22 protein-coding genes and 1 tRNA gene are annotated in these 20,862 nt (G+C 59.9%); 22 read left to right on the top strand and 1 reads right to left on the bottom strand.

From position 1 onward, the window contains the following. Positions 1 to 36 precede the first annotated feature (36 nt). The 8 genes from LNV08_RS18215 to tsaD all read left to right on the top strand — a co-directional run bounded on the left by LNV08_RS18215 (position 37) and on the right by tsaD (position 6,511). Entirely contained in the window at positions 37 to 570 is a 534-nt protein-coding gene (locus tag LNV08_RS18215) for a Fe-S cluster assembly transcription factor (RefSeq protein ID WP_263535165.1), read from the top strand. A gap of 26 nt (positions 571 to 596) precedes the next feature. Further along, positions 597 to 1,817, top strand: coding sequence for an IscS subfamily cysteine desulfurase (locus LNV08_RS18210; RefSeq protein ID WP_263535164.1), 1,221 nt, complete (start codon positions 597 to 599; stop codon positions 1,815 to 1,817). A gap of 52 nt (positions 1,818 to 1,869) precedes the next feature. Continuing rightward, positions 1,870 to 2,277 carry a Fe-S cluster assembly scaffold IscU gene (iscU, locus tag LNV08_RS18205; protein ID WP_263535163.1) on the top strand — a complete coding sequence of 136 codons (408 nt, stop codon included), beginning with the start codon at positions 1,870 to 1,872 and terminating at the stop codon, positions 2,275 to 2,277. A gap of 15 nt (positions 2,278 to 2,292) precedes the next feature. After that, complete coding sequence (gene iscA, locus LNV08_RS18200) at positions 2,293 to 2,616, top strand: iron-sulfur cluster assembly protein IscA (protein WP_263535162.1); 324 nt, start codon at positions 2,293 to 2,295, stop codon at positions 2,614 to 2,616. A 97-nt stretch (positions 2,617 to 2,713) separates the two neighbouring features. Continuing rightward, positions 2,714 to 3,232: a Fe-S protein assembly co-chaperone HscB gene (gene hscB / locus LNV08_RS18195; RefSeq protein ID WP_263535161.1), complete on the top strand. Its 519-nt coding sequence runs from the start codon at positions 2,714 to 2,716 to the stop codon at positions 3,230 to 3,232. A gap of 2 nt (positions 3,233 to 3,234) precedes the next feature. Continuing rightward, positions 3,235 to 5,091 carry a Fe-S protein assembly chaperone HscA gene (gene hscA / locus LNV08_RS18190; RefSeq protein WP_263535160.1) on the top strand — a complete coding sequence of 619 codons (1,857 nt, stop codon included), beginning with the start codon at positions 3,235 to 3,237 and terminating at the stop codon, positions 5,089 to 5,091. A gap of 32 nt (positions 5,092 to 5,123) precedes the next feature. Continuing rightward, a complete protein-coding gene (gene fdx, locus LNV08_RS18185) occupies positions 5,124 to 5,462 on the top strand; it encodes an ISC system 2Fe-2S type ferredoxin (protein ID WP_263535159.1) in 339 nt (112 codons plus the stop codon). 8 nt (positions 5,463 to 5,470) lie between these two features. After that, positions 5,471 to 6,511 (top strand): tRNA (adenosine(37)-N6)-threonylcarbamoyltransferase complex transferase subunit TsaD, encoded by a 1,041-nt coding sequence (gene tsaD / locus LNV08_RS18180; protein ID WP_263535158.1) that lies wholly within the window; start codon positions 5,471 to 5,473, stop codon positions 6,509 to 6,511. Between the two features lie 17 nt (positions 6,512 to 6,528). Here tsaD and LNV08_RS18175 read toward each other — a convergent pair whose 3' ends face one another. Next, entirely contained in the window at positions 6,529 to 6,957 is a 429-nt protein-coding gene (locus LNV08_RS18175) for an Hsp20/alpha crystallin family protein (protein WP_263535157.1), read from the bottom strand. A 400-nt stretch (positions 6,958 to 7,357) separates the two neighbouring features. Between LNV08_RS18175 and rpsO the strand changes: the two genes are divergently transcribed. The 14 genes from rpsO (at position 7,358) to nuoH (ending at position 20,856) form a co-directional block, all read left to right on the top strand. Then, the gene (gene rpsO, locus LNV08_RS18170) at positions 7,358 to 7,627 is read left to right on the top strand and encodes a 30S ribosomal protein S15 (protein WP_263535156.1); all 270 of its coding nucleotides are present in this window, start codon (positions 7,358 to 7,360) and stop codon (positions 7,625 to 7,627) included. 276 nt (positions 7,628 to 7,903) lie between these two features. Then, entirely contained in the window at positions 7,904 to 10,033 is a 2,130-nt protein-coding gene (pnp, locus tag LNV08_RS18165; protein ID WP_263535155.1) for a polyribonucleotide nucleotidyltransferase, read from the top strand. A gap of 29 nt (positions 10,034 to 10,062) precedes the next feature. After that, positions 10,063 to 11,052: an NAD(P)H-quinone oxidoreductase gene (locus LNV08_RS18160; RefSeq protein WP_263535154.1), complete on the top strand. Its 990-nt coding sequence runs from the start codon at positions 10,063 to 10,065 to the stop codon at positions 11,050 to 11,052. A gap of 16 nt (positions 11,053 to 11,068) precedes the next feature. Then, positions 11,069 to 11,809 (top strand): triose-phosphate isomerase, encoded by a 741-nt coding sequence (gene tpiA / locus LNV08_RS18155; protein ID WP_263535153.1) that lies wholly within the window; start codon positions 11,069 to 11,071, stop codon positions 11,807 to 11,809. 62 nt (positions 11,810 to 11,871) lie between these two features. Next, entirely contained in the window at positions 11,872 to 12,246 is a 375-nt protein-coding gene (gene secG, locus LNV08_RS18150; protein ID WP_263535152.1) for a preprotein translocase subunit SecG, read from the top strand. 135 nt (positions 12,247 to 12,381) lie between these two features. Next, a tRNA-Leu gene (locus LNV08_RS18145) sits at positions 12,382 to 12,466 on the top strand. 226 nt (positions 12,467 to 12,692) lie between these two features. Beyond that, positions 12,693 to 13,052, top strand: a complete 360-nt coding sequence (locus tag LNV08_RS18140) for an NADH-quinone oxidoreductase subunit A (RefSeq protein WP_263535151.1) — start codon at positions 12,693 to 12,695, stop codon at positions 13,050 to 13,052. A 131-nt stretch (positions 13,053 to 13,183) separates the two neighbouring features. After that, positions 13,184 to 13,660 carry a NuoB/complex I 20 kDa subunit family protein gene (locus LNV08_RS18135; protein ID WP_046113908.1) on the top strand — a complete coding sequence of 159 codons (477 nt, stop codon included), beginning with the start codon at positions 13,184 to 13,186 and terminating at the stop codon, positions 13,658 to 13,660. Between the two features lie 14 nt (positions 13,661 to 13,674). After that, positions 13,675 to 14,268: an NADH-quinone oxidoreductase subunit C gene (locus LNV08_RS18130; RefSeq protein WP_263535150.1), complete on the top strand. Its 594-nt coding sequence runs from the start codon at positions 13,675 to 13,677 to the stop codon at positions 14,266 to 14,268. A 2-nt stretch (positions 14,269 to 14,270) separates the two neighbouring features. After that, positions 14,271 to 15,524 (top strand): NADH-quinone oxidoreductase subunit D, encoded by a 1,254-nt coding sequence (locus LNV08_RS18125; protein ID WP_263535149.1) that lies wholly within the window; start codon positions 14,271 to 14,273, stop codon positions 15,522 to 15,524. A gap of 8 nt (positions 15,525 to 15,532) precedes the next feature. Next, on the top strand, positions 15,533 to 16,060 hold the full coding sequence (gene nuoE, locus LNV08_RS18120) for an NADH-quinone oxidoreductase subunit NuoE (RefSeq protein ID WP_263535148.1): 528 nt from the start codon (positions 15,533 to 15,535) through the stop codon (positions 16,058 to 16,060). 16 nt (positions 16,061 to 16,076) lie between these two features. Next, positions 16,077 to 17,429: an NADH-quinone oxidoreductase subunit NuoF gene (gene nuoF / locus LNV08_RS18115; protein WP_263535147.1), complete on the top strand. Its 1,353-nt coding sequence runs from the start codon at positions 16,077 to 16,079 to the stop codon at positions 17,427 to 17,429. Positions 17,430 to 17,447: 18 nt separating this feature from the next. Further along, complete coding sequence (nuoG, locus tag LNV08_RS18110) at positions 17,448 to 19,772, top strand: NADH-quinone oxidoreductase subunit NuoG (RefSeq protein WP_263535146.1); 2,325 nt, start codon at positions 17,448 to 17,450, stop codon at positions 19,770 to 19,772. Positions 19,773 to 19,785: 13 nt separating this feature from the next. Continuing rightward, positions 19,786 to 20,856 (top strand): NADH-quinone oxidoreductase subunit NuoH, encoded by a 1,071-nt coding sequence (nuoH, locus tag LNV08_RS18105; RefSeq protein WP_263535145.1) that lies wholly within the window; start codon positions 19,786 to 19,788, stop codon positions 20,854 to 20,856. Positions 20,857 to 20,862: the final 6 nt, after the last annotated feature.

Genomic DNA, 20,862 nt, shown 5'->3' with positions numbered 1-20,862 from the left:
GCCGACTTGTGTTCATGTGGACCAAAAGGAGGGTTTATGCGTCTTACCACCAAAGGTCGTTTTGCCGTTACCGCAATGATTGATTTGGCCCTGCGTGAAAACGGCGGGCCGGTAGCGCTGGCCGCCATCAGCCAGCGGCAGCAGATTTCTTTGTCCTATCTGGAGCAGCTGTTCGGCAAGCTGCGCCGGCATGAATTGGTTGAGAGCACGCGCGGCCCCGGCGGCGGCTACTCGCTCGGACGCAAGTCCAGCGATATCACCGTGGCCGACATTATCGTCGCCGTGGATGAGCCGCTCGACGCGACCGGCTGTGGCGGTCATGAGAACTGCATGGGCGAGAATACCGGCCGCTGCATCACGCATGAGTTGTGGACCAGCTTGAACGCCAAGATGATCGAATACCTCAGCTCCGTCTCGCTGCGCAAGCTGGTTGAGGATCAATTGGCCAAGGGTGTGACGATTGAAGAGTCGCCGCTGAAGCGGGCGATTTCTTCGCAGCCGGTGCTCAAGCCCATCCGCATCACAGCACCGAATTCGGTCTTTGCCCTCGGCAATTCCTTCACCAAATAAGCATCACTGAACAAGCAAACCTGAACATGGACATGACCCCGCATTTCCCTATCTATATGGATTACGGCGCCACCACGCCGGTGGACCCCCGTGTTGTTGCCGCCATGGTGCCTTGGCTGAGCGAGCATTTCGGCAACCCGGCTTCCCGCAGCCATGCCTGGGGCTGGGAAGCAGAAGCGATCGTCGAGAAGTCACGCGAAGAAGTGGCCGGATTGATTGGCGCCGACCCGCGCGAAATCGTCTGGACCTCGGGTGCCACCGAGTCGATTAACTTGGCGATCAAGGGTGCGGCGCATTTCTACAAGACCCGCGGCAAGCACATCATCACGCTCAAGACCGAGCACAAGGCGGTGCTGGACACCTGCCGTGAGTTGGAGCGCCAAGGCTTTGAGGTGACTTACCTCGAGGTCGAAGCCAACGGCCTGCTGGATCTGGCGCGCTTCAAGGCGGCGATTCGCCCCGACACCATCTTGGCCTCGGTGCTCTACGTCAGCAACGAGATCGGCGTGATTCAAGACATCCCGGCGATCGGCGCTTTGTGCCGTGAGCACGGCATCATCTTCCACGTCGATGCCGCGCAAGCGACCGGCAAGATCGCCATCAATCTGGCCGAGTTGCCTGTGGACCTGATGAGCCTGGCCTCGCACAAGACCTATGGCCCCAAGGGCATCGGCGCCCTGTATGTGCGTCGCAAGCCGCGCATCCGACTGGAAGCGCAGATGCACGGCGGCGGGCAAGAACGCGGCATGCGCTCAGGCACGCTGGCCACGCACCAGATCGTCGGCATGGGCACGGCCTTCCGTTTGGCGGGCGAAGAGATGGCCGTCGAAGGCGAGCGCATCCGCATGCTGCACAAGCGTTTGCTGGACGGCCTGAGCGATATCGAACAGGTCTTCGTCAACGGCGATCTGGAGCGCCGCGTGCCGCACAACCTGAACATCTCCTTCAACTATGTGGAAGGCGAGTCGCTGATCATGGGCGTCAAGGGCTTGGCGGTGTCGTCCGGTTCGGCCTGCACTTCGGCCAGCCTGGAGCCCAGCTATGTCTTGCGCGCCTTGGGCCGCAGCGATGAGCTGGCGCATTCCTCGCTGCGCATGACGATTGGCCGCTTCACCACTGTTGAAGAAATTGATTATGCGATCACGACGCTGAGGCACCGGGTCGCCAAGTTGCGTGAGTTGTCGCCGCTTTGGGATATGTACAAGGACGGCATCGACATCAGCACGATTCAGTGGGCAGCACATTGAGCCCCAACCTATCTCGGACGAGATAGGACCGACAAACAGACAGGAGAACACCATGGCATATAGCGACAAGGTCGTTGATCACTACGAAAACCCCCGCAATGTCGGCGCCTTTGAAAAGGGCGATGACTCGGTCGGCACCGGCATGGTCGGTGCACCCGCCTGCGGCGACGTGATGAAGTTGCAGATCAAGGTCAACCCGGCCACCGGTTTGATCGAAGACGCCAAGTTCAAGACCTATGGCTGCGGCTCGGCGATCGCGTCGAGCTCGCTGGTGACCGAATGGGTCAAGGGCAAGTCGCTCGACCAGGCTCTGGACATCAAGAACACCCATATCGCCGAAGAACTGGCGCTGCCACCCGTGAAGATCCATTGCTCGATCCTGGCCGAAGATGCGATCAAGGCGGCGGTGGATGACTACCGCGCCAAGCACGCATCGGCGGCAGCGCCGGCAGCTCAGTAAGCGAGGGTTGCCCGCATGTCCGTGACGATGACAGAAGCAGCCGCGCGCCATGTGACGCGCTACATCACCAAGCGTGGCCGTGGCGTGGGCGTGCGCTTGGGCGTCAAGACGACCGGCTGCTCGGGCTTGGCCTACAAGCTCGAATATGCCGACGAAGTGGCGCCCGAGGACATTGTCTTTGAGGGCCACGGCATCAAGATTTTGATCGACCCAAAGAGCCTGCCCTATCTAGAAGGGACCGAGCTGGACTTCGTGCGCGAAGGCCTGAACGAGGGCTTCAAGTTCCGCAATCCGCGTGAGAAAGACCGCTGCGGTTGCGGCGAGTCCTTCCGCGTGTAAAGTTCTGGCCCAAGTTCTAGGGCGCGGCCACTTGCCGCGCCTTTTTTCTTGGCGCCGGTCCCTGAACTAAGCGCTTGAGCGCTGAAATGTATTGCTGATGAAACTCGACGACGACGACTTCAGTCTGTTTGGTTTGCCGCCACGGCAGGCGCAAATGCGCGCCGAGATTGATGCGCGCTGGAAGGAATTGCAGGCAAAAGTTCACCCAGACAAGTTTGCGACCGAGGGCGCGGCCGCGCAGCGCATTGCGATGCAATGGGCGGTGCGGGTCAACGAGGCTCATCAACGGCTGCGCGACCCGCTTAAGCGCGCGGCATATCTGTGCGAGTTGCGCGGCGCGCCGCTGCGCTTGAACGAGAACACCCGCATGCCCACGGCCTTCCTGATGGAGCAAATGGCCTGGCGCGAGGCTTTGGATGAAGCGGCCAGTGCGGCCGATGTGCAAAAGCTGGACGCCGAGTTGGCGCAGCGCGAAGACGAACTGCTGGCGGATGTGCAGCTTTTATTGGATGAACAGCAGCGCACCGAGGCGGCCGCCGAGCAGGTCAGGGCCTTGATGTTCATCGCCAAATTTCGCTCCGATATCGACCGGCGCTTGGACGCCCTAGGACAATAACAATGGCATTGCTGCAAATCTCCGAACCCGGGCAGTCGCCCAACCCGCATCAGCGCCGCATCGCGGTAGGCATCGATCTGGGCACCACGCATTCCCTGGTGGCGGCCGTGCGCAGCGGCGTGGCCGAATGCCTGCCCGATGAAGCTGGCCAAGTGATCCTGCCGTCGGCCGTGCGTTACCTCGAAGATGGACGGCGTCAGATCGGCGCCCTGGCGCTGGCGGCGCAGGCCGAAGATCCCGTCAACACCATCGTATCGGTCAAGCGCTTGATGGGCCGTGCCTTAGCCGATATCGGTAATCGGGAGCAGCTGCCTTATCAATTCGAGGACACGCCCGGCATGGTGTCGCTGCTTACGCGCGAAGGCAGCAAGTCGCCGGTCGAGGTCTCGGCAGAAATCCTGGCGACGCTGCGCTTTCGTGCCGAAGACAGTTTTGCTGATGATGTATTTGGCGCGGTGATCACCGTGCCGGCCTATTTTGATGACGCGCAGCGCCAAGCGACCAAGGACGCGGCGCAACTCGCCGGCCTGAATGTGCTGCGCCTGATCAATGAGCCCACGGCCGCGGCGATTGCCTATGGCCTGGACAACGGCAGTGAAGGTCTTTACGCCGTCTACGACCTGGGCGGTGGCACTTTTGATATTTCCTTGTTGCGTCTGAGCCGGGGTGTGTTCGAGGTGGTCGCCACCGGCGGCGATGCCGCGCTGGGTGGCGATGATTTTGATCGCGTGCTGGCCGATTGGGCCTTGGCGCAAGCGGGGCTCAGCGCCGACACCGCCCATGACAAACGCGCGATCTTGGTGGCGGCGCGCGCGGCCAAAGAAGCGCTGTCCAGCGCCGACAGCGTGGTCTTGCAGGCCAAGCTGGATGGCGGCGATTTGAACGCTTTGGTGACGCGCGCGCAGTTCGAATCATTGAGCCAGGCCTTGCTTGATCGCACCCTGGCCTCGGTGCGGCGTGTGCTGCGCGACGCCAAGGTCAAGGCGGACGAGGTGGCTGGCGTGGTGATGGTCGGCGGCTCTACCCGCATGCCCTGTGTGCGCAGAGTCGTGGGCGACTTGTTCGGCCGCGAGGTGTTGACCAATCTGAATCCCGACGAAGTGGTGGCGCTGGGCGCGGCCATTCAAGCCAATCAACTCGCCGGCAATGCGGCCGACGGCGATATTTTGTTGCTCGACGTGATCCCGCTGTCGCTGGGTCTGGAGACCATGGGCGGCTTGGTCGAGCGCATCATCGAGCGCAACGCGACCATTCCGGTAGCGCAAGCGCAAGACTTCACCACCTTCAAGGACGGCCAGACCGCAATGGCGCTGCATGTGCTCCAAGGCGAGCGTGAGTTGGTCAGTGAATGCCGCTCTTTGGCTCGGTTCGAGTTGCGCGGGATTCCGCCTATGGTGGCGGGCGCAGCGCGCATCCGCGTCACTTTTCAGGTCGATGCCGACGGCTTGCTGAGCGTTTCGGCCAAGGAGTTGGGCTCGGGCGTGGAGACGGCCATTGTCGTCAAGCCGAGTTATGGCCTCAGCGATGATCAGATTGCCGGCATGCTCAAAGACGGCTTTGCCAGCGCCGAGGCCGATATGGCCGCACGCAAATTGCGCGAAGCGCGGGTCGAGGCCGAGCGCATGACGCTGGCGACGCATTCGGCGCTGGCGGCCGACGCCGACTTGCTCGAGCAATCCGAGCGTGATCACATTGCCGGCTTGCTGCAAGCCTTGCAGCTGTCGGCCCAGGGTGAGGATGGCAATGCCATCGATGCCGCCGTCGAGGCCCTGGCCAAGGGTACCGAGGCCTTTGCCGCCGCGCGCATGAATCGCGGCATTCAGCGCGCCTTGACTGGCCGCAATATCGAGCAGCTCTAATTCAGCGCCAATCAGCCCCTCCAAGGATCGCCATGCCCGTCATCAAAATTCTTCCTCATGCCGAATATTGCCCCGAAGGCATGACGGTCAGCGCCCCGGCCGGCACCTCGATTTGCGAGGCCTTGCTGGACAACAAGGTCGCCATCGAACATGCCTGCGATATGGTGTGTGCCTGCACCACCTGCCATGTGATCGTGCGCGAAGGCATGCGCTCTTTGTCCGAGATGGAGGAGGGCGAGGAAGATATGCTGGACCGCGCCTGGGGCTTGGAGCCCGATTCACGCCTGAGCTGTCAGGCCATCCTGGGTCAGAAGGATGTGACGATAGAGATTCCCAAATACTCGATCAATCACGCCAAAGAAAATCACTGATCACGGCTATGTTGGTACTGGGATTCGAGTCTTCTTGTGACGAAACCGGCGTCGCCTTGATCGAGGTGCCGAGCGATCGCTCGCAAGGCGCCCCGCGCTTGCTGGCGCAGGCCTTGTTCAGCCAAATCAGCATGCACCAGGCTTACGGCGGCGTGGTGCCCGAGTTGGCCTCGCGCGACCATATTCGGCGGGTGTTGCCGCTGACGCGCGAGGTGCTGGCCGAGGCTGCAGTGCCCTTGGCGCATGTCGATGTGATCGCCTATACGCAGGGGCCAGGTCTTGCCGGCGCTTTGCTGGTCGGGGCCGGCGTGGCGGTGGCGATGGCCGCGGCTTTGGGCAAGCCGACGCTGGGTATTCATCATCTGGAAGGCCATTTGCTGTCGCCGTTCTTATCAGCGGATGCGCCCGAGTTTCCGTTCGTGGCCTTGCTGGTGTCGGGCGGCCACACGCAGCTGATGCGGGTCAATGATGTCGGCAGCTATCAAATGCTGGGCGAAACCATTGATGATGCCGCCGGCGAAGCATTCGACAAGAGTGCCAAGCTCTTGGGCTTACCCTATCCCGGAGGGCCGCATCTGGCCCGCCTGGCGCTGAGTGGCGATGCCAAGGCTTTTGATCTGCCGCGCCCGATGCTGCGCAGCGGCAAGCCGGACTTCAGCTTTGCTGGCTTGAAGACGGCGGTGCTGACCCAAGTCAAGCGCCTGGGCGAGGCGCCGACCGAGCAGCAGCGCGCCGATTTGGCTGCGGCCACGCAGGCGGCCATTGTTGAGGTCTTGGTGCGCAAATCCTTGCTGGCATTGAAAGAGACTGGGCTCAAGCGCCTGGTGGTGGCCGGCGGGGTGGGTGCCAACGCGATGCTGCGCGAACAGTTGAATGCAGCCTGCGGCAAACGCGGGGTGCGCGTGCATTACCCCGAGCTCACCCTGTGCACCGACAACGGCGCGATGATCGCGATGGCCGCCGCCATGCGTTTGCAGCGCGGCATGGCCGACTTGCAAAACGATGGCGGCTTTGCCGTCAGGCCGCGCTGGAACCTGGGCAGCGCCTGAGTCCGCTCAAATGACGCTCAATTGACAGTCAGGTGGCTGGCCCCAACGGGTTGGCGCTTGACCAAAGTCAACGTCAGCACGCCGTTTTCCAGTGTGGCCTTGGAGTCCGATTGACTGACTTCGGTGGGCAACACGACACTGCGCGAGAAACGTGTCAACGAGCGTTCGCGGTGCAGCGGGCGCTCCGCCGGGACGCTGGCATCTTGCGGCGCAGTTGCGGCTGCTTGCACTGCGTCTATGCTGATGCGGCGGCCTTCGATAGTGATCTTGACGGCGTCCTTGGCGATGCCGGGCAGGTCAAGTTGCAAGATATAGGCTTGATCGGTTTCGCTGACATCGAGCGGCGGGGTGCGCAGCGCCACGGCGTCGCGCTCTGGCTTGGCCAAAAGACGCTCGATCTGGCGGGTAAATTCAGCGGAATGACGGCTCACGGGAATCACAAACATGGCTAGCTCCTAAAGGGCTTTGCATCCAACGCTTTGAGAATTCAAAGCGCCGCAAGCCCCATGACATCGAAGTTTGGCGCTGAATTGGCGGATTCAAGAGGCTGTAAAAATACAGTTATCGGGCACTTGGAAAGAGTCGGTTCGGCTCCATTTCGGGTCGCCTTTGGAGTCTGGTTGGTTACAGGGCCAAGGCTTGCAGGGTAATCTTGGTCTATAATCAGCGAGTTTTGTTGCCTGGACTCAGAGCGTTTGATTTTCAAGCGCGTTGGTAAGAGGCAGCAGACAAAGGCACGGCTCGGGTCGGTTTCACCCGTGACCGCAAGTGAAACAATGGAAACCGTCTGTGCGCCAGGGCAAATTACCTGGCTTGCCAGCGGCTTCCGGCATCTAGGAACGCATCATGGCAGTCGAAAGTTTCAACAAGGCAGAAGTCGTTCAAGCGAACGCACGCAGCGCAAATGACACGGGTTCGCCTGAAGTCCAAGTCGCTCTGCTGACAGCACGCATCAATGCGCTGACCCCCCACTTCAAGGCCAACAAGAAGGACCACCACGGTCGTCGCGGTTTGCTGAAGATGGTCAACTCGCGCAAGAGCTTGCTGACTTACCTGAAGACCAAGGACGCTTCGCGTTACCTTGCTCTGATCCAGAAGTTGGGTCTGCGCAAGTAATTTGAGAGCGAGATCAAGGAGCCTGTCTGGGTCTATGTCCAGCACAGGCTCTTTGTCTTTTAGAAAATCGTTTTGAGTTGAGCTGACGTGGCGCTGCTGTGTCATTCCAATACCTTGCACCGAGCTTCGTTTGAAGTTTTTGCTGGCGATGTTTTGGAATGGCATCCCGCCAAACCCAGACTCACTCTCGGTCCAGTTGCGGCGCCGCAAGCCGCTTCAAACCAGCCAAATAGCGGGCCTGTAGTGCCCGCAGGTGCGGCATAAAGGAGAGACACAATGAGTTTGTTCAATAAAGTCACCAAGACCTTCCAATGGGGTCAGCACACCGTCACGATGGAAACCGGCGAAGTTGCTCGCCAAGCCAGCGGTGCCGTGATCGTGAACATCGACGACACCGTGGTTTTGGCCACCGTGGTCGCCAAAACCGATGCCAAGGCAGGCCAAGATTTCTTCCCGCTGACCGTTGACTATCTTGAGAAAACCTATGCCGCCGGCAAGATCCCCGGCAGCTTCTTCAAGCGCGAAGGCCGCCCCAGCGAGTTGGAGACTTTGACCAGCCGTTTGATCGATCGCCCGATCCGCCCGCTGTTCCCTGAAGGTTTCTACAACGAAGTGCAAGTGGTCGTCCACGTGCTGTCCTTGAACCCTGAAGTGCAGGCCGACATCGCCGCCTTGATCGCTTCGAGCGCAGCGCTGGCCATCTCCGGCATTCCGTTCAATGGCCCGATCGGCGCAGCGCGCGTGGGTTATGTCAACGGCGAGTATGTGCTGAACCCGGGCAAGACCCAGCTGGCCAATAGCAAGATGGACCTGGTGGTTGCCGGTACACAAGCTGCGGTCTTGATGGTGGAATCCGAGGCCGATGGCCTGAGCGAAGAAATCATGTTGGGCGCCGTGGTGTTCGGTCACCAGCAAGGCAATATCGCGATCGCCGCGATCGACGAGTTGGTGCGCGATGCCGGCAAGCCAAGCTGGAACTGGGTCGCCCCAGCCAAGAATGAGCCGCTGATCGCCAAGGTTGGCGCGCTGGCCGAAGAAGGTCTGGCTGCTGCCTATCAAATCCGCAACAAGCAAGCGCGTACGCAAGCTTGCCGCACCGTCACTGCCAATGTGATGGCCGGCCTGAAGGCTGACGGCATCGAGTTCGATAAGGTCGAAGTCGAAAGCCTGCTGTTCGAAATCGAAGCCCGCATCGTGCGCGGCCAGATCCTGGCCGGCGAGCCCCGCATCGACGGCCGCGACACCCGCACCGTGCGCCCGATCGAGATCCGCAATTCCATCCTGCCGCGCACCCACGGCTCGGCCCTGTTCACCCGCGGTGAAACACAGGCGCTGGTGGTGGCGACTTTGGGTACTAACCGTGACGCTCAGCGCATCGACGCGCTGGCCGGCGAGTTCGAAGACACGTTCATGATGCACTACAACATGCCTCCGTTCGCCACCGGCGAAACCGGTCGCGTCGGTAGCCCCAAGCGTCGTGAAATTGGCCACGGCCGTCTGGCCAAGCGTGCGCTGATCGCTGCACTGCCAAGCAAGGAAGATTTCCCGTACTCGATGCGCGTGGTGTCTGAAATCACCGAGTCGAACGGCTCCTCGTCGATGGCTTCGGTCTGCGGCGGCTGCCTGGCTTTGATGGACGCCGGTGTGCCGATGAAGGCGCACGTGGCCGGCATCGCCATGGGCTTGATCAAGGACGGCAACCGTTTCGCTGTGCTGACCGACATTCTGGGTGATGAAGATCATTTGGGCGATATGGACTTCAAGGTTGCCGGCACGACAGGCGGCATCACCGCGCTGCAGATGGACATCAAGATCCAGGGCATCACCAAGGAAATCATGCAGGTCGCTTTGGCACAAGCCAAGGAAGCTCGTCTGCACATCCTGGGCAAGATGGTCGAGGCGATGGGTGTTGCCAATATCGAGGTGTCGCAGTTTGCGCCGCGTCTGTACACGATGAAGATCAATCCGGAAAAAATCCGTGACGTGATCGGCAAGGGTGGTGCGACCATCCGTGCGCTGACCGAAGAAACCGGCACCACCATCGACATCACCGAAGACGGCACGATCACCATCGCGTCGACCGATGCCGAAAAGGCCGAGTACGCCAAGAAGCGCATTCAGGAGATCACCGCCGAAGTTGAAATCGGTAAGATCTACGAAGGCCCGATCACCAAGATTTTGGACTTCGGCGCGCTCGTCAACCTGCTGCCTGGCAAGGACGGTCTGCTGCACATCAGCCAGATCGCTCACCAGCGCGTCGAGAAGGTGACGGACTTCCTCAAGGAGGGCCAGATCGTTAAGGTCAAGGTCATGGAAACCGACGAGAAGGGCCGTATCAAGCTGTCGATGAAGGTCTTGGTCGACCGTGATGCGGCGCCTGCGCCGGTCGTGGGCGAAGCTCAGTAAAGAGCGACGCAGCTAGCCTAGCCACTGACATGAAAGCAATTCGCATCGCCCAAGCGGGCGGCCCGGAAATGCTGCAATTGGTCGACTACCCCGACCCGCAAGCCGGGGCAGGGGAGCTGTTGATCGCGGTTGAGGCCTTTGGCGTCAACCGTCCCGACGTCTTGCAGCGCAAGGGGGCTTATCCGCCCCCGCCTGGGGCGAGTGAGTTGCCTGGGCTTGAAGTGGCTGGGCGAATTGTTGGCGGCGATGCGCAGGAGTTGGCGGCGGCCGGCTTCAAGTTGGGTGATGCAGTCTGCGCCTTGACGCCGGGTGGCGGCTACGCGCAAGTCTGCGTTGCGCCGATCGGGCATTGCCTGCCGGTTCCGGCCGGTTGGAGCATGCTCGAGGCAGCCAGTCTGCCCGAGACCTTCTTCACCGTTTGGTCGAATGTGTTTGAGCGAGCGGCCTTGCAGTCGGGCGAAAGCCTGTTGGTGCATGGCGGCAGCAGCGGTATCGGTGTGGCTGCGATTCAGATCGCCAAGGCGATGGGCGCGCGCGTCTATGTCACGGTTGGCAGTGCATCCAAGGCCAAGGCTTGCCTGGCGTTGGGTGCTGATCTGGCCATCGATTACAAAGAGCAAGATTTCGTTGCCGAAGTGAAGGCTGCTACCGACGGCGCCGGTGTCAATGTGATTCTCGATATGGTGGCGGGTGGCTATATCGAGCGTGGTGTTCAATGCCTCGCCAATGATGGCCGTCTGGTCATCATTGCGGTGCAGGGTGGCACCGAAGCTCATATCGATGCAGGGGCCGTCTTGCGTCGTCGGTTGACGATCAGCGGCTCGACCCTGCGGCCGCGTTCCTTGGCTTTCAAGTCCGGGATCGCGGCGGCCTTGCGCGAACGCGTCTGGCCATTGCTTGCTGCCCGCACGGTCATCAAACCGGTGATTTATCGCAGCTTTGCGGCCGATCAAATCGCCATGGCGCATGCCTTGATGGAGTCCGGCCAGCATGTCGGCAAAATCGTTTTGAGTTGGTGAGACAGGAGAGTTGGCAATGCGCAAAAAACTAGTCGTCGGCAACTGGAAGATGCATGGCAGCCGCGCTGCCAATGCGGCCTTGTTGAGTGCGCTCAAAGAAGCGGGCCCATGGAGCGCCGATGTAGCGGTCTGCGTGCCTTTTCCCTATTTGGCGGAAACCGCTTTGGCTTTGACCGGTCAGGCAATCTTGTTGGGTGCGCAGGATTGCTCGGCGCATGAGCAGGGCGCCTATACGGGCGAGGTTTCTTCCCTGATGCTGTCAGATCTGGGTTGCCGTTATGTGATCGTCGGTCATTCCGAGCGCCGGGCCCTTCATCATGAGAGTGATCAATTGGTGGCAGACAAGGCCAAGGCTGCCTTGGCGCATGGCGTGACGCCAATTGTTTGCGTCGGCGAGACCTTGGCCGAGCGCGAGGCGGGCCAGACCGAGTTGGTTGTCAAGCGCCAACTCGCGGCGGTGATTCACACCTTGACGCATTGCATCGGTGAAATCGTCTTGGCCTATGAGCCGGTCTGGGCGATCGGCACAGGCCTGACGGCCAGCCCTGAGCAGGCGCAGGCGGTGCATGCGGTGCTGCGTATGCAGTTGCATGCGGCGACGCAAAAGTCCGCCAACATGCGCATTCTCTATGGCGGCAGCGTCAAGCCAGACAACGCTGCGCAGTTGTTCGCTCAGCCCGATATTGATGGCGGCTTGATTGGCGGCGCATCCTTGAAGGCGGCCGACTTTGCGGTCATTTGTCGGGCTGCAATGTAATTTTTTCCCCACAGTCCGGCCGCTTGGGTCGGGCATGTTGAAGAACCTTTGGAGTGTTTGAAATGCAGTTTTGGATGAATTTGGTATTGGTGTTGCAGTTGCTGAGCGCCTTGGTGATGATCGGCTTGGTCTTGGTTCAGCATGGCAAGGGAGCCGATATGGGTGCCTCTTTTGGCAGCGGTGCCTCGGGCAGCTTGTTCGGTGCTACCGGCAGCTCTAACTTTTTGTCGCGCAGCACGGCGGTTTGCGCGACGGTGTTCTTCGTGAGCACCTTGGCAATGGCCTATCTGGCCAACCACCGCTCGGGTGCCGGTAGCAAGGACACCATTCTCGACAAAGCAACGCCGGTTGCCATTGCAGCCTCGGGTGCGGCTGCTATTCCAGGCGCTCCGGTTGCGCCGGTTGCGGGCGCCGCATCGGAAGTTGCGCCAAAGTGATGGTGCTGGCCTCGATTAAAGATTGATAATTTCTCACCAGCTTGGCTGGAGCGATAAATTTTCAGTATAGAATTCGAGGCTGACTAGATGGCAACTCCTCCTGCTGTCAAAAAATAGTCAAAGAAATTAGTTATAGCCGTCGTGGTGAAATTGGTAGACACGCTATCTTGAGGGGGTAGTGGCGAAAGCTGTGCGAGTTCGAGTCTCGCCGACGGCACCAAATCATCGGTTAGTATCTTGGGGTTGGAGCCGTGAGATATTTGCCCTTGAGCATCATCGCAAGCTGAATCCCAAAGTGATTGGGTAAAGCGAGTTGGTCGTGCAAAACGGGCGTAGTTCGTAGGCGAGAAATCGCCGGCGTCGCGCCCGTAGTTTTTTCTTCTGAATTACTTCTGAAACATGGCCGGGGCCTGGAGGCGTACGGCGGTTTTTAAAGAGCGTCACCCATGAACTTGGATCAGTACTTACCCGTCATCCTCTTCATCCTGGTCGGCGCCGGCGTCGGCGTGGCGCCTCAAGTGCTCGGCTTTCTGTTGGGCCCGAATCGGCCCGATGCGGCCAAAAACTCCCCCTATGAATGCGGCTTCGAGGCTTTTGAAGACGCGCGCATGAAATTCGATGTGCGCTATTACCTCGTGGCGATTTTGTTTATTTTGTTTGACCTGGAAATTGCGTTTCTTTTCCCTTGGGCGGTTGCGCTCCGGGAAATTGGGCCGACTGGTTTCTGGGCGATGATTAGTTTCTTGAGCATTCTGGTTGTGGGCTTCGCCTACGAGTGGATCAAGGGTGCTTTGGACTGGGAGTGATATAAAGCCCCTCGTTCAAGGCTTGCCTTGGATGATCCCCTTGGGGATGCCAGCCTAGCGGCTGACAGGCGGGTCGGAATGAATGCGACCCGACGCTCGGCCTTGATGGCTATGACGTTAGAAAGCTTGCAATGGGTATCGAAGGCGTTTTGAAAGAAGGCTTTGTCACCACCTCGGTGGACAAGCTGATCAACTGGTCCAAGACCGGTTCCTTGTGGCCGATGACCTTCGGGCTCGCCTGCTGCGCGGTGGAAATGATGCACGCGGGTGCTGCCCGTTATGACATTGACCGTTTCGGCATGTTGTTTCGGCCCAGCCCACGGCAGTCCGATTTGATGATCGTGGCCGGCACGCTGTGCAACAAGATGGCGCCTGCTCTGCGTAAGGTTTACGACCAGATGGCCGAGCCGCGTTGGGTCTTGTCGATGGGTTCCTGCGCCAATGGCGGTGGCTACTACCACTACAGCTATTCGGTCGTGCGGGGTTGCGACCGGATTGTGCCTGTTGATGTCTATGTCCCCGGTTGCCCGCCCACAGCCGAAGCGCTGCTCTACGGCATCCTTCAGTTGCAGGCCAAGATTCGCCGCGAAAACACGATCGCGCGCTGAAAGATTGAGCACAGATGAGCAAACTTGACACTCTGCAGACGGTCCTTGAATCCGTCTTTGGCGAAAAAATTCAGCACCTCAAAAGCCAGTTCGGTGAAATCACCATCCAAGTAGCACCTGCTGATTACTTGGCAGTGGCAACTGTCTTGCGTGACCACCCGGAGTTGGCCTTCGAGCAGCTGATTGATCTGTGTGGTCTGGACTACAGCGGCTACAACAACGGAGATTACAGTGGCAAGCGTTTCGCTGTGTCCACGCACCTGTTGTCGGTCAAGAACAACTGGCGTTTGCGCCTGAAAGTTTTTTGCGCCGACGATGACTTCCCGCGCGTCGACGCTTTGACGCCGATCTGGAATTCCGCCAACTGGTTTGAACGCGAAGCCTTCGATCTGTTCGGCATCATCTTTGAAGGTCATGACGACCTGCGCCGCATCCTGACCGACTATGGCTTCATTGGCCATCCAATGCGCAAAGACTTCCCCACCATGGGCAATGTCGAAATGCGCTATGACGCCGAGCAAAAGCGCGTGGTCTACCAGCCGGTGACGATTGAGCCGCGTGAAATCACGCCGCGCATCATCCGCGAAAACAATTACGGCGGAATCTGAAGATGGCCGACATCAAAAATTACACCCTGAACTTCGGGCCCCAGCATCCGGCCGCCCACGGCGTGCTGCGCTTGGTTCTGGAATTGGACGGCGAAGTCATCCAGCGCGCCGATCCGCATATCGGCCTGCTGCACCGCGCCACTGAGAAGCTGGCCGAGAGCAAGACCTATATCCAGTCCTTGCCCTATATGGACCGGCTCGACTATGTGTCGATGATGGCCAATGAGCAGGCTTACTGTTTGGCGATCGAGAAGATGTTGGGCGTGGCCGTGCCCGAGCGCGCGCAATACATCCGCGTGATGTTTGCCGAGATCACCCGGCTCTTGAATCACCTGATGTGGTTGGGTGCCCACGGCCTCGACTGCGGCGCAATGAATGTGCTGATTTACGCTTTCCGTGAGCGTGAAGATCTGTTCGATATGTACGAAGCGGTGTCTGGCGCGCGCATGCATGCAGCCTATTTCCGTCCGGGCGGTGTCTACCGCGATCTGCCAGACACGATGCCGCAGTACCGCGTTTCCAAGATCAAGAATGCCAAGACCTTGGCCAAGATGAACGAGAACCGCAGCGGCACGTTGCTGGACTTCATCGAGGACTTCTGCAATCGCTTTCCCGGCAATGTCGACGACTACGAAACGCTGCTGACCGACAACCGAATCTGGAAGCAGCGCACCGTTGGCATCGGCGTGGTGACGCCCGATCGCGCTTTGAATATGGGCTTCACCGGCCCGATGCTGCGCGGCTGCGGTATCCCCTGGGATTTGCGCAAGACCCAGCCTTACGACGCCTATGCGAAGCTGGACTTTGATGTGCCGGTCGGCACCGAAGGCGATACCTACGACCGCTATGTGGTGCGCGTCGAAGAAATGCGCCAGAGCAATCGCATCATCCAGCAATGCGTGGCTTGGCTGCGCGCCAACCCCGGTCCGGTGATTACCGACAACCACAAGATTGCACCGCCTTCCCGCGTCGACATGAAGTCGAATATGGAAGAGTTGATCCATCACTTCAAACTCTTCACCGAAGGCTTCCAAGTGCCCGAGGGTGAGGCCTATGCGGCGGTGGAGCACCCCAAGGGCGAGTTTGGCATCTACATCGTCAGCGATGGCGCCAACAAGCCTTATCGTCTGAAGATTCGGGCTCCTGGATTCGCGCATCTGGCTGCGCTGGATGAAATGGCGCGGGGCCACATGCTGGCCGACGCGGTGGCCATCATCGGCACGATGGACATCGTGTTTGGTGAGATCGACCGGTGAGTAATTCGATGATGAGCACTGAAGAATACATTCTGAGTGAAGCCACGGCGGCCCGTTTTGCGCGCGAAGTGGCCAAGTACCCTGCGGACCAAAAGGTTTCGGCCGTGATGGCCTGCCTGTCTATCGTGCAAGACGAAATCGGCTTTGTCTCGCGCGCCAGCGAGGATGCCATTGCCGCCTATCTGGCCATGCCGCCCATCGCCGTGTACGAAGTGACGACCTTCTACAACATGTACAACCAGCGCAAGCTCGGTCAGTTCAAGTTGAACGTCTGCACTAACCTGCCATGCCAGTTGCGCGACGGCCAAAAAGCCCTGAACCACCTGTGTGAGAAGCTCGGCGTGGAAGAGGGCGGCACCACCGCCGACGGCTTGTTCACCGTGCAGAAAAGCGAATGCTTGGGCGCTTGCGCCGACTCGCCGGTGATGCTGGTGAATGACCGCCAGATGTGCAGCTTCATGAGCAACGCGCGGCTTGACGAACTTGTCGATGTGCTCATGGCGCATGCCGCTGCACAGTCGGCTGTAAAGAACTGAGGAAGAGGAAAGAAGCATGCTGGACCTCTCCAAGTTTCAAAGTCAGGGTACTGAAACCTGTTTCCATGATCGCCACCTCGGCGCGCAAATCTATGACGGCCTGAATGGCAAGAATTGGAGCCTGCAGGACTACGTCGCTCGTGGTGGTTATGCCGCCTTGCGCAAGATCCTCAAAGGCGAGGGCGCTCCCGAGGGCACGCCGCTGACGCAAGATCAGGTGATCGCCGAAGTCAAGGCTTCGGGCCTGCGTGGCCGCGGCGGTGCGGGCTTCCCGACCGGTCTGAAGTGGAGCTTCATGCCGCGCCAGTTTCCGGGCGCCAAGTATCTGGTCTGCAATTCCGACGAGGGCGAGCCCGGCACCTGCAAAGACCGCGACATCTTGATGTTCAACCCGCACATCGTCATCGAAGGTATGGCGATTGCCGCCTTCGCGATGGGCATCCAGACCGGCTACAACTACATCCACGGCGAAATCTTCGAGGTCTATGAGCGCTTCGAAGCCGCACTGGAAGAGGCGCGCGCGGCAGGCTTCCTGGGTGACAACATCCTGGGTTCGGACTTCAGTTTTCAGCTCCATGCCTTCCATGGTTTTGGCGCTTATATCTGCGGTGAAGAAACCGCCTTGCTCGAGTCGCTCGAAGGCAAGAAGGGCCAGCCCCGCTTCAAGCCGCCGTTCCCAGCCAGCTTTGGTTTGTACGGCCGGCCGACCACGATCAACAACACCGAGACCTTCGCCGCGGTGCCATGGATCATCCGCAATGGTGGCCAGCCTTACCTCGAGATTGGCAAGCCTAACAACGGCGGCACCAAGATTTTCTCGGTCTCCGGCGATGTGGAAAAGCCCGGAAATTACGAGATCCCGCTCGGCACCTCGTTCGCCAAACTCTTGGAGTTGGCCGGTGGCGTGCGCAAGGGGCGCAGGCTCAAGGCCGTGATTCCTGGCGGCTCCTCGTCACCGGTGTTGACCGCCGACGTGATGATGGAATGCACGATGGACTATGACTCCATCGCCAAGGCCGGTTCGATGCTGGGCTCGGGCGCCGTCATCGTCTTGGATGATTCGCGCTGCATGGTCAAGAGCCTGCTGCGTCTGTCTTACTTCTACGCGCATGAGTCTTGCGGCCAGTGCACGCCTTGCCGCGAAGGCACGGGCTGGATGCATCGCGTGGTCGAGCGTATTGCCAATGGGCAAGGCAAGCCGGAAGACATCGATCTGCTGAACTCGGTCGCCGACAACATCCAGGGCCGCACAATTTGCGCCTTGGGCGACGCAGCGGCGATGCCAGTGCGCGCGATGATCAAGAATTTCAGAAACGAGTTCGTTCATCTGATCGAACACAAAACGGCTCTGGTGCCGGCCTCAAGCTGAGGCAGGACAGGACACGACATGATTGAAATCGAACTCGACGGTCAAAAGCTAACGGTCCCGGCCGGCAGCATGGTGATGCATGCGGCCGAGCAAGCCGGCACCTACATCCCGCATTTTTGCTATCACAAGAAGCTCTCCATCGCCGCCAATTGCCGCATGTGCTTGGTCGATGTGGAGAAGGCACCCAAGCCGATGCCGGCTTGCGCCACGCCGGTCACGCAGGGCATGATTGTCCGCACCAAGAGCGACAAGGCGCTGAAAGCGCAGCAAGGCGTGATGGAGTTCTTGCTGATCAACCATCCGCTGGATTGCCCGATCTGCGACCAGGGCGGCGAGTGCCAGTTGCAAGACCTGGCCGTCGGCTATGGAGCTGGCAAGTCGCGCTACACCGAAGAAAAGCGCGTCGTGTTCCAGAAGAACGTCGGCCCGCTGATTTCGATGCAGGAGATGAGCCGCTGCATCCACTGCACGCGCTGCGTTCGCTTCGGCCAAGAAATTGCCGGCGTGATGGAACTGGGCATGGCGCATCGCGGCGAGCATGCCGAGATCCAGACCTTTGTCGGCCGTACGATCGACTCCGAGTTGTCGGGCAATATGATCGACATCTGCCCGGTCGGCGCACTCACCAGCAAGCCTTTCCGCTACAGCGCCCGCACCTGGGAGTTGTCGCGCCGCAAGAGCATCAGCCCGCATGACAGCACCGGCGCCAACTTGGTGGTTCAGGTCAAGGGCAACCAGGTCATGCGCGTCGTTCCGCTGGAGAACGACGCCGTCAACGAATGCTGGATCGCCGACCGCGACCGCTTCTCCTATGAATCCCTGAACAGCGATCAGCGCCTGACGCAGCCGATGATCAAGCAGGGCGGCGCCTGGAAGACGGTCGACTGGAGTACCGCGCTCGAGTATGTGGCGAACGGCCTGAAGGTCATTCGCGCCGAGCACGGCCCGGCCGCAATCGGCGCTCTGGGTTCGGCCCACAGCACCGTCGAGGAATTGCATTTGCTGGCCAAGCTGGTGCGCGGCTTGGGCAGTCAGAACGTCGACTACCGCCTGCGTCACAGCGACTTCGGCAATAGCGCCGCTGCCGGCCAAGCGCATTGGCTGGGTATGCCGATTGCCGGGCTGAGCCAGCTTGACCGTGCGCTGGTGGTGGGTTCCTTCTTGCGTAAGGACCATCCGCTGTTCGCCTTGCGTTTGCGTCATGCGGCTCGCCATGGCGCGCAGATCATGAGCATCCATGCCAGCGAAGATGACTGGCTGATGCCGGTCGCTGCCCGCATCACGGTGGCTCCAAGTAGCTGGGTTCAGGCCTTGGCCGATGTGGCGACTGCGGTTGCCGCAGCAAATGGCGTCACTGCCCCTGCGGCCGGTACGGCAACGGAGGCCGCTCAGGCGATTGCCAATGCCTTGCTGTCGGGTCAGCACAAGGCCGTGCTGCTCGGCAATGCCGCGGCAGAACATCCGCAAGCCGCTAGCCTGTTGAGCCTGGCCAACTGGATTGCCGAGCAAACCGGTGCCAGTGTTGGCTATCTGACAGCTGCCGCCAACACGGTCGGCGCACAGCTGGTTAACGCCTTACCTCAGCAGGGCGGCTTGAACGCCGGCCAGATGCTGGGCGATGCAGGTCTGAAGGGCTTGTTGCTTTTGAATACCGACCCGGTGCTGGATTCATCCAACGCGGCCGCTGCAGCCAAGGCCTTGGCTTCAGCCGAAATGGTCGTGGTGATGAGCCCGTTCAAAACCGGCCTCGACTACGCCGATGTGCTGCTGCCAACTGCGCCGTTCACCGAGACCTCGGGAACTTTCGTCAACGCCGAAGGTCTGGCGCAAAGCTTCGTCGGCGTGGTCAAACCGCTGAGTGACACCCGGCCCGGCTGGAAGATTCTTCGCGTGCTGGGCAATTTGCTGGCACTGGACGGCTTCAGCCAGGACAGCTCTGAGCAAGTCCGCACCGAGGCGCTGGGCGTCGAGGCAAATCTCGCTTCGCGCCTGAGCAATGCCGGTTCAGCCGCGCTGCAGAGCGCAACGCCAGCTGCAATAGAGCGACTGGCCGAGCTGCCGATCTATGCGGCAGATGCCTTGGTTCGTTTTACCAGCTCGCTGCAGCTGAGCAATGATGCGCGGCAAGCCGCGGTGGCCCATTTGCCGTCCGCTGTTTGGACGCAATTAGGTCTGAACGAAGGGGATACGGTGCGCATCAGCCAGGACGGCGCAGGCGCGGTGCAACTGCCGGCCAAGTTGGATGCGAAGTTGCCGGCCAATGTGCTGCGTGTACCTAGTGGCTTGCCTGAAACAGCGGCCTTGGGTTCTATCTTTGGCGGCTTGAACGTCAGCAAGGTTTGAGGCGAGAACAGCAATGATTGAAACCTTCTACCAAAGCGGCGCGCAGCTGTTCGGCGGTATTTCCACGCTGATCTGGCCGGTGCTGTGGAATCTGATCAAGATCATCGCGGTGGTAGCGCCGCTGATGATTTGCGTCGCCTACCTGACGCTGTGGGAGCGTAAGGCGATCGGCTGGACCCAGATCCGCCCTGGTCCGAACCGGGTCGGTCCCTACGGCTTGCTGACTCCGATTGCCGACGCGGTCAAATTGATTTTCAAGGAAATCATCGTTCCGACAGCGGCTAACAAGGGCTTGTTCTTCCTAGGCCCCATCATGACCATCATGCCGGCGCTGGCCGCCTGGGTGGTGATTCCCTTCGGCCCTGATGTGGCGCTGGCCAATATCAATGCCGGCTTGCTGTTCCTGATGGCCATTACTTCGCTGGAAGTCTACGGTGTCATCATCGCCGGTTGGGCCTCGAACTCGAAGTACGCCTTCCTCGGTGCGCTGCGTGCATCGGCACAGATGGTCAGTTACGAAATCCCGATGGGCTTTGCCTTGGTTGTCGTGCTGATGGTCAGTGGCAGCCTGAATATGAGCGACATCGTGATGGGGCAGGGCAAGGGTCAGTTTGCCGAAATGGGTCTGTCCTTCCTGTCCTGGAACTGGCTGCCGCTGCTGCCGATCTTCTTGGTGTACTTCATCTCCGGCTTGGCCGAAACCAATCGCCACCCGTTTGACGTCGTTGAGGGCGAATCTGAAATTGTCGCCGGCCATATGGTCGAGTACTCGGGCATGTCGTTTGCGATGTTCTTTCTGGCCGAGTACGCCAATATGTGGCTGGTGTCTATCCTGACCGTCACACTGTTCCTGGGCGGTTGGCTGTCGCCGATTGCAGCGCTTGACTTCATTCCTGGCTGGATCTGGTTGGGTGCCAAGACGTTTGCCGTGGTGACCATGTTCTTGTGGATTCGTGCCAGCTTCCCGCGCTATCGCTATGACCAGATCATGCGCTTGGGCTGGAAGATCTTTATTCCCGTGACTCTGGTCTGGCTGCTCGTTGTCGGCTTCTGGATTCAGTCGCCTTACAACATTTGGAAGTGATGAGGC

It is taken from the genome of Paucibacter sp. TC2R-5 (assembly GCF_025717605.1).
GTDB lineage: Bacteria > Pseudomonadota > Gammaproteobacteria > Burkholderiales > Burkholderiaceae_C > Paucibacter_A > Paucibacter_A albus.
This window is presented reverse-complemented; position numbering and strand designations above follow the sequence as displayed.

Excerpts from the sequence above, each read along its gene's own strand:
- LNV08_RS18215 (WP_263535165.1), top strand. The coding sequence starts at position 37 with ATGCGTCTTACCACCAAAGGTCGTTTTGCCGTTACCGCAATGATTGAT.
- LNV08_RS18210 (WP_263535164.1), top strand. The coding sequence starts at position 597 with ATGGACATGACCCCGCATTTCCCTATCTATATGGATTACGGCGCCACC.
- iscU (WP_263535163.1), top strand. The coding sequence starts at position 1,870 with ATGGCATATAGCGACAAGGTCGTTGATCACTACGAAAACCCCCGCAAT.
- iscA (WP_263535162.1), top strand. The coding sequence starts at position 2,293 with ATGTCCGTGACGATGACAGAAGCAGCCGCGCGCCATGTGACGCGCTAC.
- hscB (WP_263535161.1), top strand. The coding sequence starts at position 2,714 with ATGAAACTCGACGACGACGACTTCAGTCTGTTTGGTTTGCCGCCACGG.
- hscA (WP_263535160.1), top strand. The coding sequence starts at position 3,235 with ATGGCATTGCTGCAAATCTCCGAACCCGGGCAGTCGCCCAACCCGCAT.
- fdx (WP_263535159.1), top strand. The coding sequence starts at position 5,124 with ATGCCCGTCATCAAAATTCTTCCTCATGCCGAATATTGCCCCGAAGGC.
- tsaD (WP_263535158.1), top strand. The coding sequence starts at position 5,471 with ATGTTGGTACTGGGATTCGAGTCTTCTTGTGACGAAACCGGCGTCGCC.
- LNV08_RS18175 (WP_263535157.1), bottom strand. The coding sequence starts at position 6,957 with ATGTTTGTGATTCCCGTGAGCCGTCATTCCGCTGAATTTACCCGCCAG.
- rpsO (WP_263535156.1), top strand. The coding sequence starts at position 7,358 with ATGGCAGTCGAAAGTTTCAACAAGGCAGAAGTCGTTCAAGCGAACGCA.
- pnp (WP_263535155.1), top strand. The coding sequence starts at position 7,904 with ATGAGTTTGTTCAATAAAGTCACCAAGACCTTCCAATGGGGTCAGCAC.
- LNV08_RS18160 (WP_263535154.1), top strand. The coding sequence starts at position 10,063 with ATGAAAGCAATTCGCATCGCCCAAGCGGGCGGCCCGGAAATGCTGCAA.
- tpiA (WP_263535153.1), top strand. The coding sequence starts at position 11,069 with ATGCGCAAAAAACTAGTCGTCGGCAACTGGAAGATGCATGGCAGCCGC.
- secG (WP_263535152.1), top strand. The coding sequence starts at position 11,872 with ATGCAGTTTTGGATGAATTTGGTATTGGTGTTGCAGTTGCTGAGCGCC.
- LNV08_RS18140 (WP_263535151.1), top strand. The coding sequence starts at position 12,693 with ATGAACTTGGATCAGTACTTACCCGTCATCCTCTTCATCCTGGTCGGC.
- LNV08_RS18135 (WP_046113908.1), top strand. The coding sequence starts at position 13,184 with ATGGGTATCGAAGGCGTTTTGAAAGAAGGCTTTGTCACCACCTCGGTG.
- LNV08_RS18130 (WP_263535150.1), top strand. The coding sequence starts at position 13,675 with ATGAGCAAACTTGACACTCTGCAGACGGTCCTTGAATCCGTCTTTGGC.
- LNV08_RS18125 (WP_263535149.1), top strand. The coding sequence starts at position 14,271 with ATGGCCGACATCAAAAATTACACCCTGAACTTCGGGCCCCAGCATCCG.
- nuoE (WP_263535148.1), top strand. The coding sequence starts at position 15,533 with ATGATGAGCACTGAAGAATACATTCTGAGTGAAGCCACGGCGGCCCGT.
- nuoF (WP_263535147.1), top strand. The coding sequence starts at position 16,077 with ATGCTGGACCTCTCCAAGTTTCAAAGTCAGGGTACTGAAACCTGTTTC.
- nuoG (WP_263535146.1), top strand. The coding sequence starts at position 17,448 with ATGATTGAAATCGAACTCGACGGTCAAAAGCTAACGGTCCCGGCCGGC.
- nuoH (WP_263535145.1), top strand. The coding sequence starts at position 19,786 with ATGATTGAAACCTTCTACCAAAGCGGCGCGCAGCTGTTCGGCGGTATT.